We start from the raw sequence: 20,029 nt of genomic DNA, 5'->3' as shown, positions 1-20,029 counted from the left end.
GCCGGTCGAGGGAGGTACTGCCGTTACCCGGCTGAGCAGTCACTCCCGCCGAACCCCCGGCCGCCGCTACCGTGGACGACATGAGCATCCCGAGTCTGAAACTGAACAACGGCGTCGACATCCCCGCGCTTGGCTTCGGGGTGTACCAGACGCCGCCGGACGAAACACTCGCCGCCGTCGAGTCCGCGCTGTCGACGGGTTATCGCCATATCGACACTGCCGCGGCCTACGGCAACGAGAAGGGAGTCGGTGAGGCGATCCGGCGATCCGGACTCGACCGCGCGGACATCTTCGTCGAGACGAAGGTCTGGATCACCGACTACGGATACGACGAGACTCTGCATGCCTTCGACAAGAGCGCAGGCAAACTCGGTGTCGAACAACTCGACCTCCTGATCCTCCACCAGGCGTTGCCGAGCGAGTTCGAGCGCACGATCGACGCGTACAGGGCGTTGGAAACGCTTCTGGACGACGGCAAGGTCCGCGCCATCGGAGTCAGTAACTTCATGCCGGATCACCTCACCCGACTCCTGGACGCAACGTCCGTGGTGCCGGCGGTCAACCAGATCGAGGTTCATCCGTACTTCAGGCAGTCGACTTTGCTCGAGGCCGACGCCGATCGCGGGATTCTGTCTCAGGCATGGTCACCGATCGGCGGAATCACGTTCTACCGCGACGGCTCCCACGGCTCGACCCTCGAGGACGCCACCATCGGCGCCATCGCGACCGCTCACGGCAAGTCGCCTGCACAGGTGATGCTGCGTTGGCACCTCCAGCAGGGCCGCCAGGTGATCCCCAAGTCGGTGACTCCCTCGCGGATCGCGGAGAACTTCGACGTGTTCGACTTCGAACTCACCGCCGAAGAACTCTCCGCAATCGACGCACTCGACACCGGAGTTCGCGGCGGTCCCGAACCCGAGGTCATCACCCGCGAGAAGTTCGGAATCGAGATTCCCGAAGCCTGAACCCGGCAGCTTGAACAACACAGCAGCCCCAGTGATCTAGCTGGCGCTCCACCCGCCGTCGATGGTGTACGAAGCCCCCGTCACCATCGACGCCTCGGGCGATGCCAGCCACCCCACCAGCGATGCCACTTCTGCGGGCTCGACCATCCGTTTGATCGCGCTCTCGGTGAGCATCACCTTCTCGACAACCTCGGATTCACTGATTCCGTGAACCTTTGCCTGGTCGGAGATCTGGGATCGCACGAGTGGTGTCAGGACGTAGCCCGGATTGACACAGTTGCTGGTGACACCGTGTGGGGCACCTTCGAGCGCAACAACTTTCGACAGCCCTTCGAGTCCGTGCTTTGCCGTGACGTACGCACTCTTGAATGCCGAAGCGCGGAGCCCGTGGACCGAGGAAATGTTGACGATGCGCCCGAATCCTTTGCGGTACATGTACGGCAGGGCCGCTCTGACCAGGAGGAACGGCGCTTCGACCATGAGGCGTTGAATCTTCCGGAAGTCCTCGACGTCGAAATCCTCGATGGGACTGACCCGTTGAATGCCGGCGTTGTTGACAAGTACGTCCGTCTCGAGTGCCAGATCCACGAGTTGGTCGGTGTCGAGGAGATCGACGGCCCACGCAGTGCCGTCGATCTCGTCGGCCAGCGCCTTCGCGGCGACGTCGTCGAGATCAGCGACGGTGACGTGGGCGCCGCGGGCGGCAAGGAGTCGAGCACACGCCTCGCCGATACCGCTGGCACCACCGGTGACCAGTGCCGTTTTGCCGGAGAGCGTCATGCGGAAACACCGGCCCGCTCGTCGGCGAGCACTCGTGCGTCGGCGGCATCGACGGACTCGAGCGAGATTCCCTTGGTCTCCCGCGCGAAAACGACTGCGACGATGGTGACCAGGGATGCCAACAGGAGATAGATCGCGATGGGGACCGAGGAGTCGAACTTGCTCAGCAGTCCGGTCGCGATGATCGGAGCCAGTGAACCTGCCACGATCGACGTGACCTGATATCCCAGGGAGACACCGGAATAGCGCATCCGGGTCGGGAACATCTCGGCCATGATCGCGGGTTGGCCGGCGTACATGAACGCGTGGAACACAAGCCCGATGATGATTGCCGACAAGATGACTGCATTGTGCCCGCTGTTCATCATCGGAAAGGCGAAGAATCCCCATGTTCCGGCGGTGACGGCGCCGATCATGTACACCGGGCGTCGACCGATCGTGTCGGACAGTTTGCCCACCAACGGAATCACTGCGAAGTGCACGGCATGTGCCATCAGCATCCACCAGAGGATGTGCGCCGTGTCCGCATGAACGACGACCTTGAGGTAGGTGATCGAGAAGGTCACCACGAGGTAGTACATGACGTTTTCGGCGAAACGCAGGCCCATCGCGGTCAACACTCCGCGCGGGTAACGCTTGACCACCTCGAAAACGCTGTACGAGGTTGCCTTGACCAGTTCTGCTTCCTTCTGCGCCGCAATGAAAATGGGAGCGTCGGTGACCTTGGTCCGAACGTAGTACCCGACCAGAACGATCACCGCGGAGAGCCAGAAGGCAACGCGCCAGCCCCAACTCATGAAGGATTCGTCCGAGAGCGTCGACGTCAGGATCAACAGCACGACAGTGGCCACCAGGTTGCCCATCGGCACGCCGGCCTGAGGCCAGGACGACCAGAACCCGCGAGATCGATTCGGGCTGTGCTCGGCGACAAGGAGTACCGCCCCACCCCATTCGCCGCCGACAGCAAATCCTTGGATGAAGCGCAGCGTGACCAGCAGTGCCGGCGCCCAGTAGCCGATCTGACCGTAGGTCGGTAGGCAGCCCATCAGGAAGGTCGCGGCACCGACCAGCAGCAAACTGAACTGCAACAACTGCTTCCGGCCGAACTTGTCTCCGAAATATCCGAAGACGATTCCGCCGAGTGGCCGGGCGGCGAATCCGACGGCGTAGGTGATGAAAGCCGCGATGATCGCATCCAGCTCGTTGCCGCCGCCAGGAAAGAAGACTTTGCTGAAGACCAGCGTGGCCGCCGTGCCGTACAGAAAGAACTCGTACCACTCGACCACGGTGCCCGCCATCGAGGCGCCGACCACCTTCTTCAGCCCCGATGGTGGGGCTTGGCTCTCGGGTTTCGGCATGTTGTCGACGCTCATCGTGGACTCCCTCGTCTTCAGTTCGCGATTCGCCTGCTCTTCACGATCAGGAATGTGACCGCTCGCACATTTTTTGTGACTCGATGAGTATCGGTGCAGATTCTTGGCACGACAATGACAAATCTCGCACCATACAGGTGCAAAAATGCAGATATGACACTCGGACTGAGCCCGGACGACCTACTGGTGCTTCTCGCGGTCGGTCGCACCGGCCGCTTCAACACCGCCGCCGACGACCTGGGCCTCAACCACACCACCATTTCGCGCCGCATCGCCTCGCTCGAGAAGAGCCTCGGCGGCCGTGTACTGGTCCGCTCGTCCGGCGGCTGGGAGTTGACCGACCTGGGCAGACAAGCCCTCAGCGCGGCCGAGCGCATCGAGGCCGCGGTGAACGAACTGGCACTCGACTCCACCGGTCAGCAGCAACTCGACGGCGTCGTGCGGGTCTCGGCCACCGACGGCTTCAGCGCATACATCGCGGCCCCCGCCGGCGCAGCGGTTCGCAGACGCCATCCTCGCGTGAGCGTGGAGATAGTCGTCGCGACCAGAAAGGCGTCGCAGATACGCTCGGGGCTCGACATCGAGGTTGTTGTCGGCAAACCTCAAGTTCACCGCGCCGAGGCCGTCCATCTGGCCGACTACGCGCTGGGTTTGTACGCCTCCCGAGAGTATCTACGTCAGAATGCTGTTCCCGAAAGTGCCGAAGAGCTGGCCGAACACTCGCTCGTGTATTTCATCGACTCGATGCTGCAGGTCGACGAACTCGATCTGGCTCGCAAGCTCACGGTTTCCATGCGCGAGGCCGTCACGTCCACCAACGTGTTCGTCCACATCGAGGCAACGCGCGCGGGTGCCGGCATCGGCTTGCTCCCCTGCTTCATGGCCGAGCAGCACGACGATCTGATTCGCGTGCTGCCGGCTCACATCGAAGTCAGACTTTCGTACTGGTTGGTGGCTCGTTCTGAATCCTTGCGCCGACCGGAAGTCGCAGCGGTGGTGACGGCACTTCGAGAGACGGTGGATCTCAAGCGATCTCAACTCCTCGGCTCGCCCGGGGCGAACGAAGCGCTCAGTCCAGAGTCGAACGATGCTGGACGATGACCTTGCGCGCCAACTCGGCGATCTTGACGTTCATGTTCTGCGAGGTTCGCACCAGAATGTCGAAGGCCTCGTCGTCGGACACCCGATGCAAAGCCATCAGCAGACCGACGGCCTGACCGATTTCGCGACTGCTCGCCAGGCCGCGCCGCAGCGAGTCGGCATCCTCTCCTCGGTTCAGCGCGGTGACGGCCACGGATGCAAACGATGCCAACATGATCGCGTGGTCGGCAACAGTTTCCGTGAATGCTCCCGGAGTGTCGGAGAAGAGGTTGAGGGCACCGAACTTCTGACGATCGACCATCAGTCGGAACCCCATCGAGCCACGAATGGGTGTCTCTGCCACGACTTTCCGAGCGAACTCGGGCCACTGATTCGGAGTGCGAAGATCTGACTCGAGCTGCGGCGCCTCCGTGTCGAGGGCGTCGATGCACGGCCCCTCGCCAGTCGCACGTTCGAGATCGTCTGCATACTCGGCGATCTCGTCGCTTGCCGCTACCGTGACGTTGGTGTTTCCCCGTCGCAGCATCAGGCTTGCGTGATCGCAACCGGGAATCAACTCGACAGCCGCCGAACAGATCGCGGAGTACACCTCGGCGCTGTCTGCTGCGGAGTAGAGGATCTCCGCCAACGCCGCGAACACTGCCGTGGGTTCTGTCAGTGCTTGGTCGCGCTCAGCCATCTCCATACACCTCGGGGTCTACCGTTCATCGAATTCTTCACCGAACGGTACAAACCTTACTTACTCGAGCGGATGGGGTCGCCGCCGCTCGCCGATTCCCGCCCGTCCGTCCCCTGAAAAGCTTCCGTGGCCGCGCGGTGATGCAGAGCCGTCACGGTGGTGATCTGCTTGGACACCAGGTCGTTGAGCTCGCGGTACTGCTCCTCCGTCTCCCCGGCCGGAATGTCTCTCAGGACCTCCCACATCGCACTCTTGCCGCACAGAGCGGTCCGCATGATCTCGAGAGTTGCCAGCTTCACGAGACGGTTGCGCCAGATGGCGTCGACATGGACGAGGCGCCTGATCCGATTGACCGTCGCGTCGATCTTGGAGTACCGCGGCAGAGATATGCCCTGGGTGTCCTCGATCAGTTGCAGCAGCTGCTCGATCTCGTACTCGAGCTCACCCGGCAACGAGTCCAGCTCACCGTCAGCCCAAGCGCCGTACGAGTCCGAGAGTGACCGCGAGAGTTGCAGCCCTACCATCGCTCCGCACAGGTGAGTGACCAGATAAGCAGTGGCTATGTGTTCCTCAGCAGATCTCGACCGACTACCGAACATTGGGATCCTCCTGGGCGACGCTCGACCGGTCTGTGCTGACACGGGTGGTGATTCGACATCCGCCTACCCGCGACAGACCGAGAACAAACGACGGGCGACTCAGACCCGATCCGGCACCACGACGACGGGTTCGAGGATCTCGGCCCGAGACTCCGGCGCTGCGGCGCGCAAGGCGTCGGCCGACTCGTCGTCCGGCTGGGTCTGCGACTCGATCTCCGCTTCGACGCGCGCTCGGTACGTGTCGACCTCGCGCTCGACGGTGGCGGCATCCCAACCGAGAATCGGGGCAACCAATCCGGCAACCTGTTGCGCACAGTTGACACCACGATGCGGGTACTCGATTGCGATGCGCATGCGGCGAGCCAGGATGTCGTCGAGGTGCAATGCACCCTCGGCCGCGGCGGCGTACACAGCCTCGACCTGAAGGTAATCGGGGGCATCTGTGATGGGCTGCAACAACTCCGGCGTCTGTCGGCCGAGTTCGAGGACCTCCGTGATGAGTGAACCATAGCGGTCGAGCAAGTGCTTGACGCGATACGGATGCAAGCCGTACTGCTCGCCCAGTTGCACAGTCTGATTGATCAACGCGAAGTATCCGTCGGCGCCGACGAGCGGCACCTTCTCCGTGATCGACGACGCCACTCGCGCCGGAATGTCTTCTGCTGCGACATCGACGGCGTCTTCCGCCATGACCCGATACGTCGTGTACTTTCCACCGGCGATGGCGACCAGGCCTGGAGCCACACGGGCAACGGCGTGCTCGCGCGAGAGCTTCGACGTCTCGTCGCTCTCACCGGCAAGCAGCGGACGCAGGCCTGCGTAGACACCGTCGATGTCGGCGTGCGTCAGCGGCGTGACCAGAACGGAGTTCACGTGGCCGAGGATGTAGTCGATATCTGCTTTGGTTGCCGCTGGGTGAGCGAGATCCAAGTTCCAGTCGGTGTCCGTGGTGCCGATGATCCAGTGACTGCCCCACGGAATGACGAACAGCACCGATTTCTCGGTACGCAGGATGATGGCGGCTTCACTGACGATGCGATCGCGCGGGACGACGATGTGTACGCCCTTCGACGCTCGCACCCGGAACCGTCCGCGCTGACGTGAGAGGGCCTGGATTTCGTCCGTCCAGACACCGGTTGCATTGATGACGACGTGACCCTTGACCTCCGCGGTACGGCCGTCTTCGCAGTCGCGAACACGAACTCCCGAGACCCGGTCCGCTTCACGCAGAAATCCCACGACCTGCGTCGACGTTCGGACAACCGCGCCGTAGTGGGCGGCGGTCCGTGCAACGGTCATGGTGTGCCGAGCGTCGTCGACGACGGTGTCGTAGTACTGGATGCCACCGGTCAGTGAACTGCGCTTGAGGCTCGGCGACATGCGCAGTGCGCCCGCCCGCGTCAAGTGCTTCTGGGAGGGGACCGATTTGGCGCCGCCCATCCGGTCGTAGAGGAAGATTCCCGCGGCCATGTACGGGCGTTCCCACACTCGGTGAGCCAAGGGGAACAGAAACTTCAGCGGCTTGACCAGGTGCGGAGCGAGCGTGGTCAGCGAGAGTTCGCGCTCACGCAACGCCTCACGAACGAGGCCGAATTCTAGTTGCTCGAGATAGCGGAGACCGCCGTGGAACATCTTCGACGAGCGACTGGACGTACCGGATGCGTAGTCACGGGCCTCGACCAACGCAACCTTCAGCCCGCGGGTGGCCGCATCGAGGGCCGCTCCGACACCGACGACACCACCGCCCACCACGACGACGTCGAATTGCTCGGTCTGAAGTTGTTCCCAAGCAGCTTCGCGCTGCTGCGGGCCGAGAAACTGCGCACCTTGCTGCTTACTCAACCCGGTCTCCTGTAAGTCGACGACGAATCCGTTTACAGGCTAGTAGCTTGATCCACATACTGCGACAGCGCACGGATTACTGCGAACACGCCCGAACCTAGGAGCACAGTGAATCAATACATCGCCGCCATCGACCAAGGCACGACGTCGAGCCGCTGCATGATCTTCGATCACGACGGCGCCGTGGTGAGCGTTGCACAGAAAGAACACGAGCAGATTTTCCCGCGAGCAGGTTGGGTCGAGCACGATCCGGCGGCGCTGTGGATCAACACTCGGGAGGTGGTGGCCGGCGCTCTCGCGAAGGTCGATCTCACGCGGGCCGACATCGCTGCCGTCGGAATCACGAATCAGCGTGAGACGACCGTCGTTTGGGAGCGTTCGACGGGTGAGCCGATCTACAACGCGATCGTGTGGCAGGACACGCGCACGGATCAACTGTGTGTCGAACTGGGCGGCGACGAGGGTCCGGACAAGTATCGAGACAAGACCGGACTACCACTCTCGACCTACTTCGCCGGGCCGAAGATCCGCTGGATTCTCGACAACGTCGACGGTGCGAAAGCAAAAGCGGAGGCCGGCGAATTGTGCTTCGGCACTGTCGACACGTGGATCGTGTGGAACCTGACCGAGGGCGTCCACGTGACAGATGTCACCAATGCGTCACGCACGATGCTGATGGATCTCGAGACCCTCCAGTGGGACGAATCGATCTGTGCGGACTTCGGAATCCCGATGTCGATGCTCCCGGAAATCCGTAGTTCCTCAGAGGTCTACGGCACAGGACGTCCACGCGGCAATCTCGCCGGTGTGCCGGTCGCCGGAATCCTCGGTGACCAGCAGGCAGCCACATTCGGCCAGGCCTGCCTCTCCGAGGGTGAAGCCAAGAACACCTACGGCACCGGCAATTTCATGCTTCTCAATACGGGCACGAAGCCGGTGCACAGCAAGCACGGACTACTGACGACCGTCTGCTACAAACTCGGCGAAGCCCCAGCCGTGTACGCACTCGAAGGTTCCGTCGCCGTGACGGGTTCCTTGGTCCAGTGGCTTCGAGACAATCTCGGAATCATTCAGAACGCCAAGGACATCGAGCCGCTCGCCGCAAGTGTCGACGACAACGGCGGCGCCTACTTCGTGCCCGCGTTCTCCGGGCTGTTCGCACCTCGGTGGCGACCGGATGCCCGGGGTGTCATCGTCGGTCTGACGCGGTTCGTCAACAAGGGACACCTGGCCCGCGCAGCGCTCGAGGCGACGGCATACCAGACCCGCGAGGTCATCGACGCCATGCGAGCGGATTCGGGAGTCGAACTGTCCGCACTGAAGGTCGACGGCGGCATGGTGGTCAACGAAACCCTGATGCAGTTCCAGTCGGACATCCTCGGAGTTCCCGTCATCCGCCCGGTGGTCAACGAAACGACAGCTCTCGGTGCTGCATACGCAGCGGGCCTCGCCATCGGTTATTGGGCCGACACCGAAGACATCCGCAACAACTGGGCCGTCGGCCAAACCTGGGAACCGGCGATGGACGAGTCCGAAAGGTCACGGCTGTACGCGGAGTGGAACAAGGCCGTCGAGCGGACGTACAACTGGTCCGAGTAATCACCCCGATCCTTCCATACCGGAAGAGCTGATCATGGTCGCCTATTGATACTCCTGAGGTATCAATAGGCGACCAAGTTGGTATTGGACGTGACCTACACCACTCTGCGAATCTCATTCAGGCACGCCACGTTTCGGCGCCGCGAATGTTGCAGAGAAAGGTCGCCACGCATGAGTTCACCCACTCGCAGTTCCGAGGAGATCAACGCCAAGGCGCGAAGAGCCGGTATCGCTTCGTTCATCGGAACCACTATCGAGTGGTACGACTTCTACATCTACGGCACTGCCGCTGCCCTGGTATTCGGCGACATCTTCTTCTCCGACACTCTCCCGAACGGAGTCGGAACTCTCCTCGCCTTCATCACACTCTGGGCAGGCTTCCTCGCCAGGCCGATCGGCGGGATCATCTTCGGTCACCTCGGCGACCGGATCGGACGCAAGAACACTCTCGTCATCACCTTGATGATGATGGGTGTCGCCACGGTAGGCATCGGACTCCTCCCCACCTACGCACAGGTCGGGATCTGGGCGCCGATCGGTCTGGTCACCCTTCGCGTCATCCAAGGAGTCGCGGTCGGTGGCGAGTGGGGCGGCGCAGTGCTCATTGCCAGCGAGAATGCACCGAAGGGCAAGAGCATCCTCTACTCCGCGTTCGCCCAACAGGGCTCACCCGCCGGAAATCTGTTGGCCACCATCGCGTTCTTCCTTCTGTCCTCGATGCCGACGCCGTCGTTCCTCCTGTACGGATGGCGCATCCCGTTCATCATCTCGGCGGTGCTGGTCATTCTCGGGATGATCATTCGCCTCAAACTCGAAGAGTCGGACGAGATGAAGGCCGTTCTCGCACGCAAGAAGGTCGTCAAGCTTCCGCTCGCCGAAGTCTTGCGCAAGCACTGGGTACTGGTTCTCCTCGGCGCCGGCGCACTCCCCCTCGCCCAGGTCACCTATTTCAAGAACACCTTCGCATTGTCCTGGGCTACAAAAGAACTCGGATACGATCGAGGAACCTTCCTGGCCGCCATCGCGATCGCGCTCGTCGTGCAGTTCATCGTCCAACCTTTCGGTGCCGTCCTGGTCTCCAAGATCGACATGCGAAAAGCCATGTGCCTGATGGTGATACCGGAGTTCGTCCTCATGCCCGCCATGTTCTTCGCGATCCGAACCGGGAACTTCACCATCGCAGTCGTCGCGATGTGTCTGGCCACGATCCCGCACTCGATGTTCTACGGCGCCATCGCCGGCGTTCTCGCTCGGGCCTTCCCCGCCAACATCCGTTACACCGGTCTGTCGACGGCGTACCAATTGTGTTCCCTTGTCGTCGGCGGCGGAACTCCCGTACTGGCGCAGTGGATGCTCAACACGTCAGGCAATATCGTCGGGGTCGCGATCGTATCCGGGCTGTACGCCCTTGTCTCACTGATCTGCACCCTGCTCCTGCTCCGACGTACAGGCTACAACGCGGGCGAACTCTCGACGGCCGAACAAGCGGACTACGACGAACTCGAACTCGAAAACACTCTTGTCGATATTGCGAACTCGCCGAAGTCCGAAGCGGGTGAGATTCCTACCGGTCGGGCAACCGTCTAGGCCAGGGACGGCAGCGCCTGCTCGGACAATTTCAACACTTCGAGAAGAGCAGGTCTGTCGTCTCCCTCTCGCCAGGCGATACGCAGTTGAAGAGGAGGAGGTGGGTCCATGACCGGAACAAAGACAACATCAGGATTCACGATGCTCTGGGCCACCGAGGAAATGGTCAACGAGCATCCGATTTCCGCGGACACCAGCGCGATCAACGACATCGAATCCGGTGCCGTCTGCACGATTCGAGCCAGGAACCCTGCGTTCTTCGAGGCAGTGAGCAGAGACTCCCGCAGAATCGAACCTGGCTCCGCCGGAAGCGTCACCCAATTCTCGGACTCCAATTCGATCAACCGAACCGAGTCCCTCGACGCCAACGGGTGGTCTTTGGACATGGCCACCAGAAAGTTCTCCTCGGCGATCAATCTCGACGTGATCCCGAGCGGCGGTACGGTCCACCGCACCATCCCGATGTCGAGTCGTCGATCGAGCAGCATCAACAACGCCTCGTTCGCGAAAGCAGAACTGTCGAGCACGAATTCGATACCGGGATTGGTCTTTCTCACCAATTTCGCCCACCGCCCGACGAGCAGATGCGAAGAAGTCCCCGCGAAACCCAGGCGAACGCGACCTGTCGTTCCCTTGCCTGCCGCAGAGACCGCGATCTCGGCCATCCGGCACGCGTCCAGAATCTCGCGCGCCGGAAGCAGCAGCGCTTCACCGGCAGCAGTGAGCCGCACAGTTCGAGTGCTCCGATCGAACAACGGCGAACCGAGCTGTTTCTCGAATTGCCTGATCGTTCGACTCAGCGGCGGTTGCGCAATCCGAAGCCGCTGCGCCGCACGGCCGAAATGTAGCTCCTCAGCCACCGCGAGAAAAGCGTTGATCTGATGAATTTCCACCCGACATTGTTGCGCCACACCGGCCGAACATGTCAAGTTCCGAAACCGACCGAGTGCGCGAAAGAACAAGAAGAGGTACACACGTGGACAAGACCCTCTCGATGAAAGAGGCCGTCGGCCGATACGTCGAAGACGGGATGACCGTTGCGCTGGAGGGATTTTCGCATCTCATTCCTTTTGCCGCGGCACACGAGATCATCCGGCAGGGCAGAAGGGACCTCACCCTCTGCCGGATGACGCCGGACATCGTTTCCGATCAACTCGTCGCCGCCGGCTGCGTCCGAAAGCTGGTTGCCTCGTTCTTCGCCAGCGGCTCCGCAGGTTCTCTGTACGAGTTACGCAGACGCATCGAGAACCAGGACCCGCTCCCCCTCGAAGTCGAGGAATACAGCCATTACGGCATGGTGTGCCGGTATCAGGCGGGAGCGGCCAGACTTCCCTTCTTCCCGCTGCGGTCGTACGCAGGTAGTGATCTACCCGCACTCAACCCACAACTGAGACTCGTCGAGGATCCGTACGGCGGCGGGAGCGTCTACGTTGTGCCGCCGTTGAATCCGGATGTGACGATCATCGGCGCACAGCGAGCGGACACGTCCGGGAACGCACAGATCTGGGGCATCGCCGGGGTGCAGCAAGAAGCCGTTTACGCCGCGGAGAAGGCGATCGTCGTTGTGGAAGAGCTGGTCGACGACGAGGTCATCAGGTCAGATCCGAGCCGAACTCTGATTCCCTCGCACGCCGTCGACGCGGTTGTCGTCTGCCCGCGCGGCGCGCACCCGTCGTACGCACAGGGATACTACGACCGCGATTGCGGCTTCTACCGACGCTGGACCGAGATTTCCAAAGACCCTTCGTTGCTGAGAAATTGGCTCGACGAATGGGTGTACACACTCGGCGATCACGACGAATATCTCGCCAAGCTCGGAGCTGACTACTGGTCGGATCTCAAGGTCGAATCAAAACTCTCCACACCTGTCGACTACGGGAGCAGACTGTGACCACCACGATTGTCAGCGGTAACACCACCTCCACCGAAACGATCGTCGCCGTCGCGGCACGCGAGTTGGCGGGTAAGCGCCGGGTTTTCGCCGGAGTCGGGCTCCCCACGCTCGCAGTCGATCTCGCGCGCCACACGTCGAATCCGGACGTAGAACTGATCTACGAATCCGGAGTGTGCGGCGCGCATCCGTCGGCGATGGCCGAAGGTATCGCCGACTCCGTCGTGGTCTCCGGCGCCGAATCCGTGCTCAGTATGGCCGCACTCTTCGGTTATGTCCTGCAAGGTGGCAACGTCGACGTCGGTTTTCTCGGGGCCGCTCAAATCGATCGAACGGGAAGCCTGAACACAAGTTTCATCGGTGACTGGAAGAACCCGACGGTCAGACTGCCCGGAGCAGGCGGGGCCGTCGAGATCATCGCGAACGCGGCCGAGATCTTCGTAGTGATGCGTCGCCACGACCTCAGTTCCTTTCCGGCCGCGCTCGACTTCTGCACCTCACCCAGCCCCGCCCGCGCCCACGCCAGCGGAAAGGGCATCATGCCGGCAGGTGCAGGAGTGACAAAGGTGTTCACCAACCTCGGTGTCCTGACACACCAGGGCCCCGGCGGCGAGTTGGAGCTGACCAGTGTCCACGAAGGCATCTCGGTCGATCAGGTGCGAGAGGCGACGGGATGGGATCTGGCCGTCGCCGACCACGTCACCGTCACCACCCCACCGTCCGGTACGGAGATCGATCTGCTCCGCAACACTATCGACAAAGTCAGGCTGTACCTGCGGTGACACTGTCCCGGAGCCTGCCGACGGCGTCGACCAGCACCGCTTCGGGATACGTCGCGAAACACAGTCGAGCGCTTCGACCAAGGTCCGCTTCGACCGCGAAGGCCGAACCTGGGACAAATGCCACGCCATGCGCGAGCGCGGCACCCAGGAGTTCGGTGGTGTCGACGTCGTCGAGGAAATCCATCCAACAGAACATCCCGCCGCGGACCTCGGAAAAGCGTGCACGCCCACTCAATTCCGTCTCGGCGGCCGTGACCAACGTCTTCGCCCTCGCGCCGTACCCCGCTCGAAGCACGTCGAGATGCGCGTCGAACCATTCGACGTCGGAGAAGAGGTCTGCGGCGATCTGCTGGGTGAGCGAAGACCCGCACAGGTCAGCGCCTTGCTTGATCAGTTCGACCGCCTCGCAGACCTTTCGGTCGCCGTGCAGCCAGCCGACGCGCAGCGCCGGTGCCAACACTTTGGAAGCACTGGACAGCCGAATCACCCTGTCCGACAACGCCGCCAGCGGTGCGGGCGGTTTCTCGCCGAAGTACAGTTCGCCGTACGGGTCGTCCTCGAGCACCCAGAACCCGTATCGGTCCGCCAGTGCCGCCAAGTGCGCTCGCCGCTGCGCCGAAAGCACCGCGCCGCGCGGGTTGTGGAAATTGCTCACGGTGTGAACAACTTTGGGCCGAAGACCGGCGTCGAGTTTCGTCTCGAGCGCGTCGGTGTCCATTCCGTCCTCGTCGAGCTGGACGGGAACGAGACGGGCCTGCGCCGTTCGAAAGACCTGCAGCGCACCGGTATATGCCGGTTCCTCCACGACCACGACGTCACCGGCGTCGAGGAGGACCTGCGCGAGCAAGCTCAAACCTTGCTGAGAACCGTGGGTGATCACGACTTCGGACACGTCGAGTGTCCGCCCGATCTTGGATGATTCGCGCTCGGCGATCACCTCACGGAGGCGCCGCAGGCCGGAGGTCTCGCCGTACTGAACGGACGAGGGGTCACCGAGTGCGTCGTGGGCTGCCTTCGAGATTCGCTCCCGCGGAATGAAATCGGGATCGGGCAGTCCGCCGGCCAAGCTGATGACGTCGGGCCGGGCAGTCAGGGTGAGCAGATCGCGAATTGCAGAACTACGGAGTCCGTCCATGCGAGCGGACAGCGCGGCGTGTGTCATATGAAGCTCCCAGGCACGCAGAATGAAGGTCAGAGGAAAAACACCCTGAGCCGTCCTGGGTCAACGGGGCGGGAGAGCGCCGAGATACCGACCCTTGATTCGGTCGGTATCTCGACTATCCCACCAATACTTCAGTATATGAAACAGAGTTCCCACATTGTAAGAAGACTCTGGTCGGTTGTCAGTCCAGGTCGTCGTGACGCATGAGCTGACGAGCAGCCTCGGTGATCGATCCGGTCAGCGACGGGTACACCGAGAACGTCTGCGCCAGGTCGTTGACCGTCAGGTTGTTCTGTACGGCGATCGCGATCGGCAGGATCAGTTCCGAAGCAGTGGGTGCGACCACAACACCGCCGATGACCACGCCGGTAGCCGGGCGGCAGAAAATCTTCACGAATCCGCGACGCAAACCGGACATCTTGGCGCGCGGGTTGGTGTTGAGCGGCAACATGACGGTGCGCGCAGGCACCTCTCCGTTGTCGATCGCTGCCTGCGAAACACCCACCGTTGCAATTTCGGGGCGTGTGAAGACGGCCGACGCGACGGTCTTCAACTTGATCGGGCTGACGCCTTCACCCAGTGCGTGGTACATCGCGATACGTCCCTGCATCGCAGCCACCGACGCGAGCGGGAGCAGTCCGGTGCAGTCACCGGCAGCGTAGATACCGGAAACCGTGGTGCGCGAGACCCGGTCGACACGCAGGTATCCACCCTTGTCCAACTCGATGCCGACCCGCTCCAGGCCGAGACCGTTGGTGTTGGGGACGGAACCGACGGTCATCAGAGCGTGGCTTCCTTCGACCGTGCGGCCGTCGGAGAGCTTGACGACGATGCCCTTCTCGGTGCGCTCGACGGCGTCCGCGCGGGCGTGCTTGACGAGGGTGACACCGCGCTCGGCGAGGGCGTCCTCGAGCACGAGCGCCGCATCGGCATCCTCGCCGGGCAGAACACGGTCGCGACTGGACACGAGCGTGACCTTGACGCCCATCTCGGTGTACGCGGAGACGAACTCGGCACCGGTGACACCGGAACCGACCACGACCAGGTGCTCGGGAAGCTCGTCCAAGTCGTAGAGTTGGCGCCACGTCATGATTCGCTCACCGTCGGGCTCGGCTCCCGGGATGATGCGGGGGCTGGCGCCGGTGGCGATCAACACGACGTCTGCGTCGATGGTCTTCTGCTCGCCGCTTCCGAGCGTCGCGCGAACCTGGTGTGCTGCCATGCCGAGGAGCGGATCGGTCAGTTCGGCGGTGCCGGAGAGAACCTCGACGCCTACCGTCTGCAACCGTGCGCGAATGTCCGAGGACTGGGACAATGCGAGACTCTTGACTCGGGAGTGGATCTTCGGCAGTGACACCGAAGCCTGCTCCGGATCCAGAGTGATGCCGAGGTCGGATGCACGACGCATGTCGGTGCGGATTCCGGTGGACGCGATGAACGTCTTCGACGGGACACAGTCGAACAGCACACACGCACCGCCGACGCCGTCCGAATCGACCAGGGTGACCGTGGCCCCGTGCTGCGCGGCTACCAGTGCCGCCTCGTAGCCGGCGGGTCCGCCACCGATGATCACGATCCGGGTCATGTGTCCTCCAAGTCCTCGCGTGGCCGGCAGGGGTCTCCCGTCGACCAGTGTCACGCTATTCGAGCACCACGTGTCGCGCAGTGCTTGTACCAGATTACTTGCGTCCGGTGGTCCGCTTCGCCACACCCTCGGACCACGGTTTAGGCTTGCGCCCGTGTCGATTTATGCCGCCTACGGTTCCAACATGCATCCCGAGCAGATGTTGTTGCGCTGCCCACACTCCCCCATGTCCGGGACAGGGTGGCTGCGAGGCTGGCGCCTGACCTTCAGCGGCGAGGACCTCGGCTGGGAGGGTGCTCTCGCCACCGTGGTCGAAGATCCCGATTCCAGTGTTTTCGTGGTGCTCTACGACGTCCCGGAAGAGGACGAAGTGAGTCTGGACCGCTGGGAAGGTGCCGAACTGGGTCTGCACCGCAAGATCCGCGTGCGGGTCGACACCGCCGGCGACGCGGTACTTGCGTGGCTCTACGTCATGGATGCGTACGAAGGCGGGCTGCCGTCGGCCCGCTACATCGGTGTGATGGCCGACGCTGCCGAGATTGCCGGAGCGCCGGCCGAGTACGTACGAGAGTTGCGGACGAGAAACAGCCGCAATGTCGGTCCGGGTAACGGTGTTACCGATTAGATAGCTGTCCTGCTCAAAGCAGCAGGAAATACGCGAGCACTGCCAGTGCTGCGAGCACCACCACAACCGTCACGCCGATGAGCACACGCTTGGAACCGCGCGACTCCGATTCGCCTGCGACAACTGCAGTTTCCGGCTCGGCGGTCGCCACCCCGGCAGCGGTTTCTGCCGCCACCTTCTCGCGTCCCAGGGTGTCGAATACCTCGGTCACGTCGTGTGAAGGCGGCAATCCGATCGGCACGATAGTGTGCGACGTCGAGGTGAATCCGGCAGCCAGAATTGCGGCTCCCAGCGCAGCCGACTGCTCAGGTCCGGGACCGAGTTCACATCTGACACCGAGCTTTTCGGCAATCCCGGCCGCTATGGACATCATGGCCGCTTTGTCTGTCGCCGGTTCGCCGTCACCGGTGACGACTACGGCGTCCAGGTTCTCCGGCATCCAACCGAACGCACCCAGAGCCGTCGCGAGGCGTGAACTCGGCGAACTCCCGTCGCCGGCAAAGCCGAATGCACGGCCGGCCGCGACACCAGAACGCACGAGGGTGACCGCTGCCCCGGTGTCGTCCACGTGATAGATGCCGATGAGCGTGCCGGCGAGTGCCGCGATTTCCGACTCGAACCACGCCGACACGGCCTCGGCATCCGAGACGAGTGTGACCCGTTCGAGGCCCGCGTAGACCAGCGAATCCTGCATGAGGGCCGCTGTCGACGAGTCCCAGCGTGACGGGTAGGTCGCGACGATGTCGGGCGCTCCCCCGCTTCGACCACCACGATCGGGCAGCGGCTCGCATTCCTGCAACAGACAGCGAATCGAGGTCGCCACCAAATCCTCGGCGCGGTAACGAGTATCGGCAGTTCCCGCGACGCCACTCGGGTCCCCGACGCGACCGACAAAGCCCGACCAGCTCTCGGCGAACTCACGGCCGGCACCCAGTTGCTCGGTGCCACCGAGCACCGTCGTTCCGTCCTTGCGTTGATTGAGGATCGTGTCCCGAACCAATACCACCGGATCGGCCGAACCCGGATCGTTCGACGCAACGACAGCCGTCGACACCAATGTGCCGATTCGCACTCCCACGCCTATGGACATGCCCGTACCTTCACTCGAACGACACGAAAAACGGTACCCCCGACGGGAACCGGAACTATCCCAGAACCAGGCTCGTCAGAACCTTCACACCGACGCCGAGTGCTCGCTCGTCGAGATCGAAAGTGGGTTGGTGGATGTCGAGCTGATCGCCCTCACCCGACCACACGCCGAGCCGCGCCATGGCACCCGGCACGGTTTCGAGGTACCACGAAAAGTCTTCGCCACCACCGGATTGCGGGGTGTCCGCCAAAGCATCTTGTCCGACGGTCGCGATGGCGTCCTCGAACATCCGAGTGGACACCTCGTCGTTGACGACCGGAGGCACTCCGCGACGATAGTTGAGTTGGTAGCGAACTCCGGTGGGTGCGAGCAGTCCGTGGACGATTTCTTCCACGAGCGGTTCGAGCAACTCCCAGGTGTCGTGATCGCCGGTACGTACCGTGCCCGTCATCATGCCGGTCTGCGGAATCGCGTTGGGCGCCTGACCTGCGCTGACCGCGCCCCACACCATGACGGTTCCGGTACGCGGATCGATACGACGGCTGAGCATTCCCGGCAGCCCGGTCACGACGGTGCCGAGCGCGTAGATCAGATCCGTGGTCAAATGCGGCCGCGACGTGTGCCCACCCGGAGAGTCGAGGACGACCTCGATCGTGTCGGCAGCAGAGGTGATCGCACCCAGGCGCATTCCCACCTGGCCTGCCTCGAGTCGCGGATCGCAGTGCAGAGCAAAGATTCTGGACACACCGTCGAGCGCGCCCGCGGCGATGACGTCGAGTGCTCCGCCAGGCATGACTTCCTCGGCGGGCTGGAATATCAGCCGAACCCCGACGGGAAGTTCGGGCAGCGTGGCCAGAGCCAGTCCGGCGCCGAGCAAGATGGTGGTGTGGGCGTCGTGCCCGCATGCATGGGACACACCGGGGACCGTGGACGAGTACGTCGCCCCGGTCGCTTCCTGCATCGGCAAAGCGTCCATGTCGGCGCGCAGTGCGATTCGTGGACCCTCCGGTCCGATATCGCACGTGAGACCGGTGCCACCGGGAAGGATCTTCGGCGACAATCCAGCGGCAGTGAGGCGGGTGGCGACGAATTCGGTGGTCGCGTATTCGCGGCGAGCCAACTCCGGGTTGGCATGGATGTGTCGACGCCACGCGACGAGGTCGTCGGTGTGCGCGTGAATCCACGTGTCGATTGCCGCGTTCACCGGCGATCTACCCCTTCCAACAGACGGGCGCGTTGTTCTGGATCGGACGCTACCCGGACAGCAGTGCGGGCCAACGCAATTGCACCGTCGACTACCGCTCGATCTGCGGAGGTGGTGATACACGCAGCCGCGAACTCCGGCTGATGTGTCACTGCCCCCGATGAATCCAAGCCTATGACCGGGTGAATTCCCGGAATCACATTGGTCACATTACCCATATCCGTACTACCCAGTGGACGGGAGCGCTCCCATTCCGCTGCCAGTGGCACCCGCCCGAGATCGACGATCTGTTCACGGTACGCCGCCGCCAGCCACGGATCGGGGGTCAGCTCGGTGTAGGTAGGCGATACCGTGCGGATTTCGTGGGTGCACCCGGTGCCGAGTGCACCCGAGGCGAAGCACGCGTCGGCACGCTCGGACAGATTGGCCAACGACGCGGCCGTTTCGGCACGCAGGTAGTAGAGCAATTCGGACCGAGCCGGAACGATGTTGGGAGCCGTGCCGCCGTCACTGACGATTCCGTGAATCTGCTGACCTGGCTGCAGGTGCTGACGCAACAGTCCGACCGCCACCTGAGCGAGCGTCGCTGCGTCGGCGGCGTTACGACCGAACTCCGGCGCAGCAGACGCATGCGCCTCGCGACCGTGATAACTCACGGCGATGTCCGCCAAGGCCAGCGAGGTCGCACCGATGATGTCGATCGGCCCTGGATGAACCATCATGGCCGCGCCGACGCCGTCGAATGCACCACGCTCGAGCATCAGGACTTTGCCGCCACCGGTTTCCTCCGCGGGAGTACCGATCACTCGGACGGTGATCCCCAGTTCGTCGGCCACGGTAGCCAACGCGATGCCGGCCCCGACCGCGGCGGCGGCAATGATGTTGTGCCCACAGGCATGACCGATCTCGGGCAGCGCGTCGTACTCGGCGCAGATCGCGATGACCAACTCTCCGCTGCCGTAGGTGGCATCGAAAGCTGTCGGCAGATCGACGATCCCGCGAGTGACCGCGAAACCGTGCTGCGCCAGCAGGTCCGACACTTTGGCAGCGCTGCGGAACTCCTCGAAGGCGAGTTCCGGGTCGCTGTGAATCGAATGCGACAGCGCGATCAGATCGGCCTCTACGGACCTGACTGCGCTGTCGACATTCTGGTTCACGCGATCAT

At 62.8% G+C, this 20,029-nt stretch carries 18 protein-coding genes; 7 read left to right on the top strand and 11 right to left on the bottom strand.

Translation table 11 applies throughout. The features are described from left to right. Positions 1-80: 80 nt before the first annotated feature. Positions 81-965, top strand: a complete 885-nt coding sequence (locus tag AOT96_RS20815) for an aldo/keto reductase (protein WP_065352887.1) — start codon at positions 81-83, stop codon at positions 963-965. Positions 966-1,001: 36 nt separating this feature from the next. Here AOT96_RS20815 and AOT96_RS20810 read toward each other — a convergent pair whose 3' ends face one another. Further along, a complete protein-coding gene (locus tag AOT96_RS20810) occupies positions 1,002-1,745 on the bottom strand; it encodes a 3-hydroxybutyrate dehydrogenase (RefSeq protein ID WP_030535050.1) in 744 nt (247 codons plus the stop codon). Then, positions 1,742-3,118, bottom strand: coding sequence for an MFS transporter (locus AOT96_RS20805; RefSeq protein WP_003940819.1), 1,377 nt, complete (start codon positions 3,116-3,118; stop codon positions 1,742-1,744). Before AOT96_RS20805 ends, AOT96_RS20810 begins: the two co-directional genes overlap by 4 nt. A 153-nt stretch (positions 3,119-3,271) precedes the next feature. Between AOT96_RS20805 and AOT96_RS20800 the strand changes: the two genes are divergently transcribed. After that, complete coding sequence (locus tag AOT96_RS20800; protein WP_058226453.1) at positions 3,272-4,219, top strand: LysR family transcriptional regulator; 948 nt, start codon at positions 3,272-3,274, stop codon at positions 4,217-4,219. Here AOT96_RS20800 and AOT96_RS20795 read toward each other — a convergent pair. From AOT96_RS20795 to AOT96_RS20785, 3 genes are all read right to left on the bottom strand, one after another. Next, complete coding sequence (locus tag AOT96_RS20795) at positions 4,188-4,904, bottom strand: GAF and ANTAR domain-containing protein (RefSeq protein WP_030535052.1); 717 nt, start codon at positions 4,902-4,904, stop codon at positions 4,188-4,190. The two genes, AOT96_RS20800 and AOT96_RS20795, sit on opposite strands and share 32 nt — an antisense overlap. A gap of 50 nt (positions 4,905-4,954) precedes the next feature. Next, a complete protein-coding gene (locus AOT96_RS20790; protein ID WP_228232568.1) occupies positions 4,955-5,422 on the bottom strand; it encodes a hypothetical protein in 468 nt (155 codons plus the stop codon). A 174-nt stretch (positions 5,423-5,596) separates the two neighbouring features. Further along, positions 5,597-7,339, bottom strand: a complete 1,743-nt coding sequence (locus AOT96_RS20785; RefSeq protein ID WP_003940825.1) for a glycerol-3-phosphate dehydrogenase/oxidase — start codon at positions 7,337-7,339, stop codon at positions 5,597-5,599. Between the two features lie 108 nt (positions 7,340-7,447). Between AOT96_RS20785 and glpK the strand changes: the two genes are divergently transcribed. Beyond that, a complete protein-coding gene (gene glpK / locus AOT96_RS20780) occupies positions 7,448-8,938 on the top strand; it encodes a glycerol kinase GlpK (protein ID WP_058039065.1) in 1,491 nt (496 codons plus the stop codon). A gap of 171 nt (positions 8,939-9,109) precedes the next feature. Beyond that, positions 9,110-10,525, top strand: coding sequence for an MFS transporter (locus tag AOT96_RS20775; RefSeq protein ID WP_042449618.1), 1,416 nt, complete (start codon positions 9,110-9,112; stop codon positions 10,523-10,525). On the opposite strand, the gene AOT96_RS20770 is transcribed toward AOT96_RS20775, so the two are convergent. After that, positions 10,522-11,418 carry a LysR substrate-binding domain-containing protein gene (locus AOT96_RS20770; RefSeq protein WP_030535055.1) on the bottom strand — a complete coding sequence of 299 codons (897 nt, stop codon included), beginning with the start codon at positions 11,416-11,418 and terminating at the stop codon, positions 10,522-10,524. The genes AOT96_RS20775 and AOT96_RS20770 overlap by 4 nt on opposite strands. Positions 11,419-11,501: 83 nt before the next feature. On the opposite strand from AOT96_RS20770, the gene AOT96_RS20765 reads away from it, so the two are divergent. Both AOT96_RS20765 and AOT96_RS20760 read left to right on the top strand, forming a co-directional pair. Beyond that, entirely contained in the window at positions 11,502-12,416 is a 915-nt protein-coding gene (locus tag AOT96_RS20765) for a CoA transferase subunit A (protein ID WP_231917270.1), read from the top strand. Then, a complete protein-coding gene (locus AOT96_RS20760; protein ID WP_003940707.1) occupies positions 12,413-13,198 on the top strand; it encodes a 3-oxoadipate--succinyl-CoA transferase subunit B in 786 nt (261 codons plus the stop codon). Before AOT96_RS20765 ends, AOT96_RS20760 begins: the two co-directional genes overlap by 4 nt. Here AOT96_RS20760 and AOT96_RS20755 read toward each other — a convergent pair. Together AOT96_RS20755 and AOT96_RS20750 are read right to left on the bottom strand one after the other, a co-directional pair. Continuing rightward, positions 13,179-14,360 (bottom strand): aminotransferase-like domain-containing protein, encoded by a 1,182-nt coding sequence (locus AOT96_RS20755; RefSeq protein ID WP_065352211.1) that lies wholly within the window; start codon positions 14,358-14,360, stop codon positions 13,179-13,181. The genes AOT96_RS20760 and AOT96_RS20755 overlap by 20 nt on opposite strands. A 181-nt stretch (positions 14,361-14,541) precedes the next feature. Then, positions 14,542-15,945: an NAD(P)H-quinone dehydrogenase gene (locus tag AOT96_RS20750; protein WP_003940987.1), complete on the bottom strand. Its 1,404-nt coding sequence runs from the start codon at positions 15,943-15,945 to the stop codon at positions 14,542-14,544. 154 nt (positions 15,946-16,099) lie between these two features. On the opposite strand from AOT96_RS20750, the gene AOT96_RS20745 reads away from it, so the two are divergent. After that, positions 16,100-16,570, top strand: a complete 471-nt coding sequence (locus AOT96_RS20745; RefSeq protein ID WP_003940753.1) for a gamma-glutamylcyclotransferase — start codon at positions 16,100-16,102, stop codon at positions 16,568-16,570. Between the two features lie 13 nt (positions 16,571-16,583). Here AOT96_RS20745 and AOT96_RS20740 read toward each other — a convergent pair whose 3' ends face one another. From AOT96_RS20740 to AOT96_RS20730, 3 genes are read right to left on the bottom strand one after another with little or no spacing between them, the layout of a single operon-like run. After that, entirely contained in the window at positions 16,584-17,660 is a 1,077-nt protein-coding gene (locus AOT96_RS20740) for a hypothetical protein (RefSeq protein ID WP_030535059.1), read from the bottom strand. Between the two features lie 55 nt (positions 17,661-17,715). Continuing rightward, positions 17,716-18,864 (bottom strand): M20 family metallopeptidase, encoded by a 1,149-nt coding sequence (locus AOT96_RS20735; protein WP_003940741.1) that lies wholly within the window; start codon positions 18,862-18,864, stop codon positions 17,716-17,718. Then, the gene (locus AOT96_RS20730) at positions 18,861-20,021 is read right to left on the bottom strand and encodes a M20 family metallopeptidase (RefSeq protein WP_050654878.1); all 1,161 of its coding nucleotides are present in this window, start codon (positions 20,019-20,021) and stop codon (positions 18,861-18,863) included. Before AOT96_RS20730 ends, AOT96_RS20735 begins: the two co-directional genes overlap by 4 nt. Positions 20,022-20,029 lie beyond the last annotated feature (8 nt).

Origin of the sequence: Rhodococcus sp. 008 (genome assembly GCF_001682295.1) — a bacterium.
In the GTDB taxonomy this organism is placed as follows: Bacteria; Actinomycetota; Actinomycetes; order Mycobacteriales; family Mycobacteriaceae; genus Rhodococcus_F; species Rhodococcus_F qingshengii.
The sequence above is the reverse complement of the archived record's forward strand: the minus strand, read 5'-3'. Positions and strand labels throughout refer to the sequence as shown.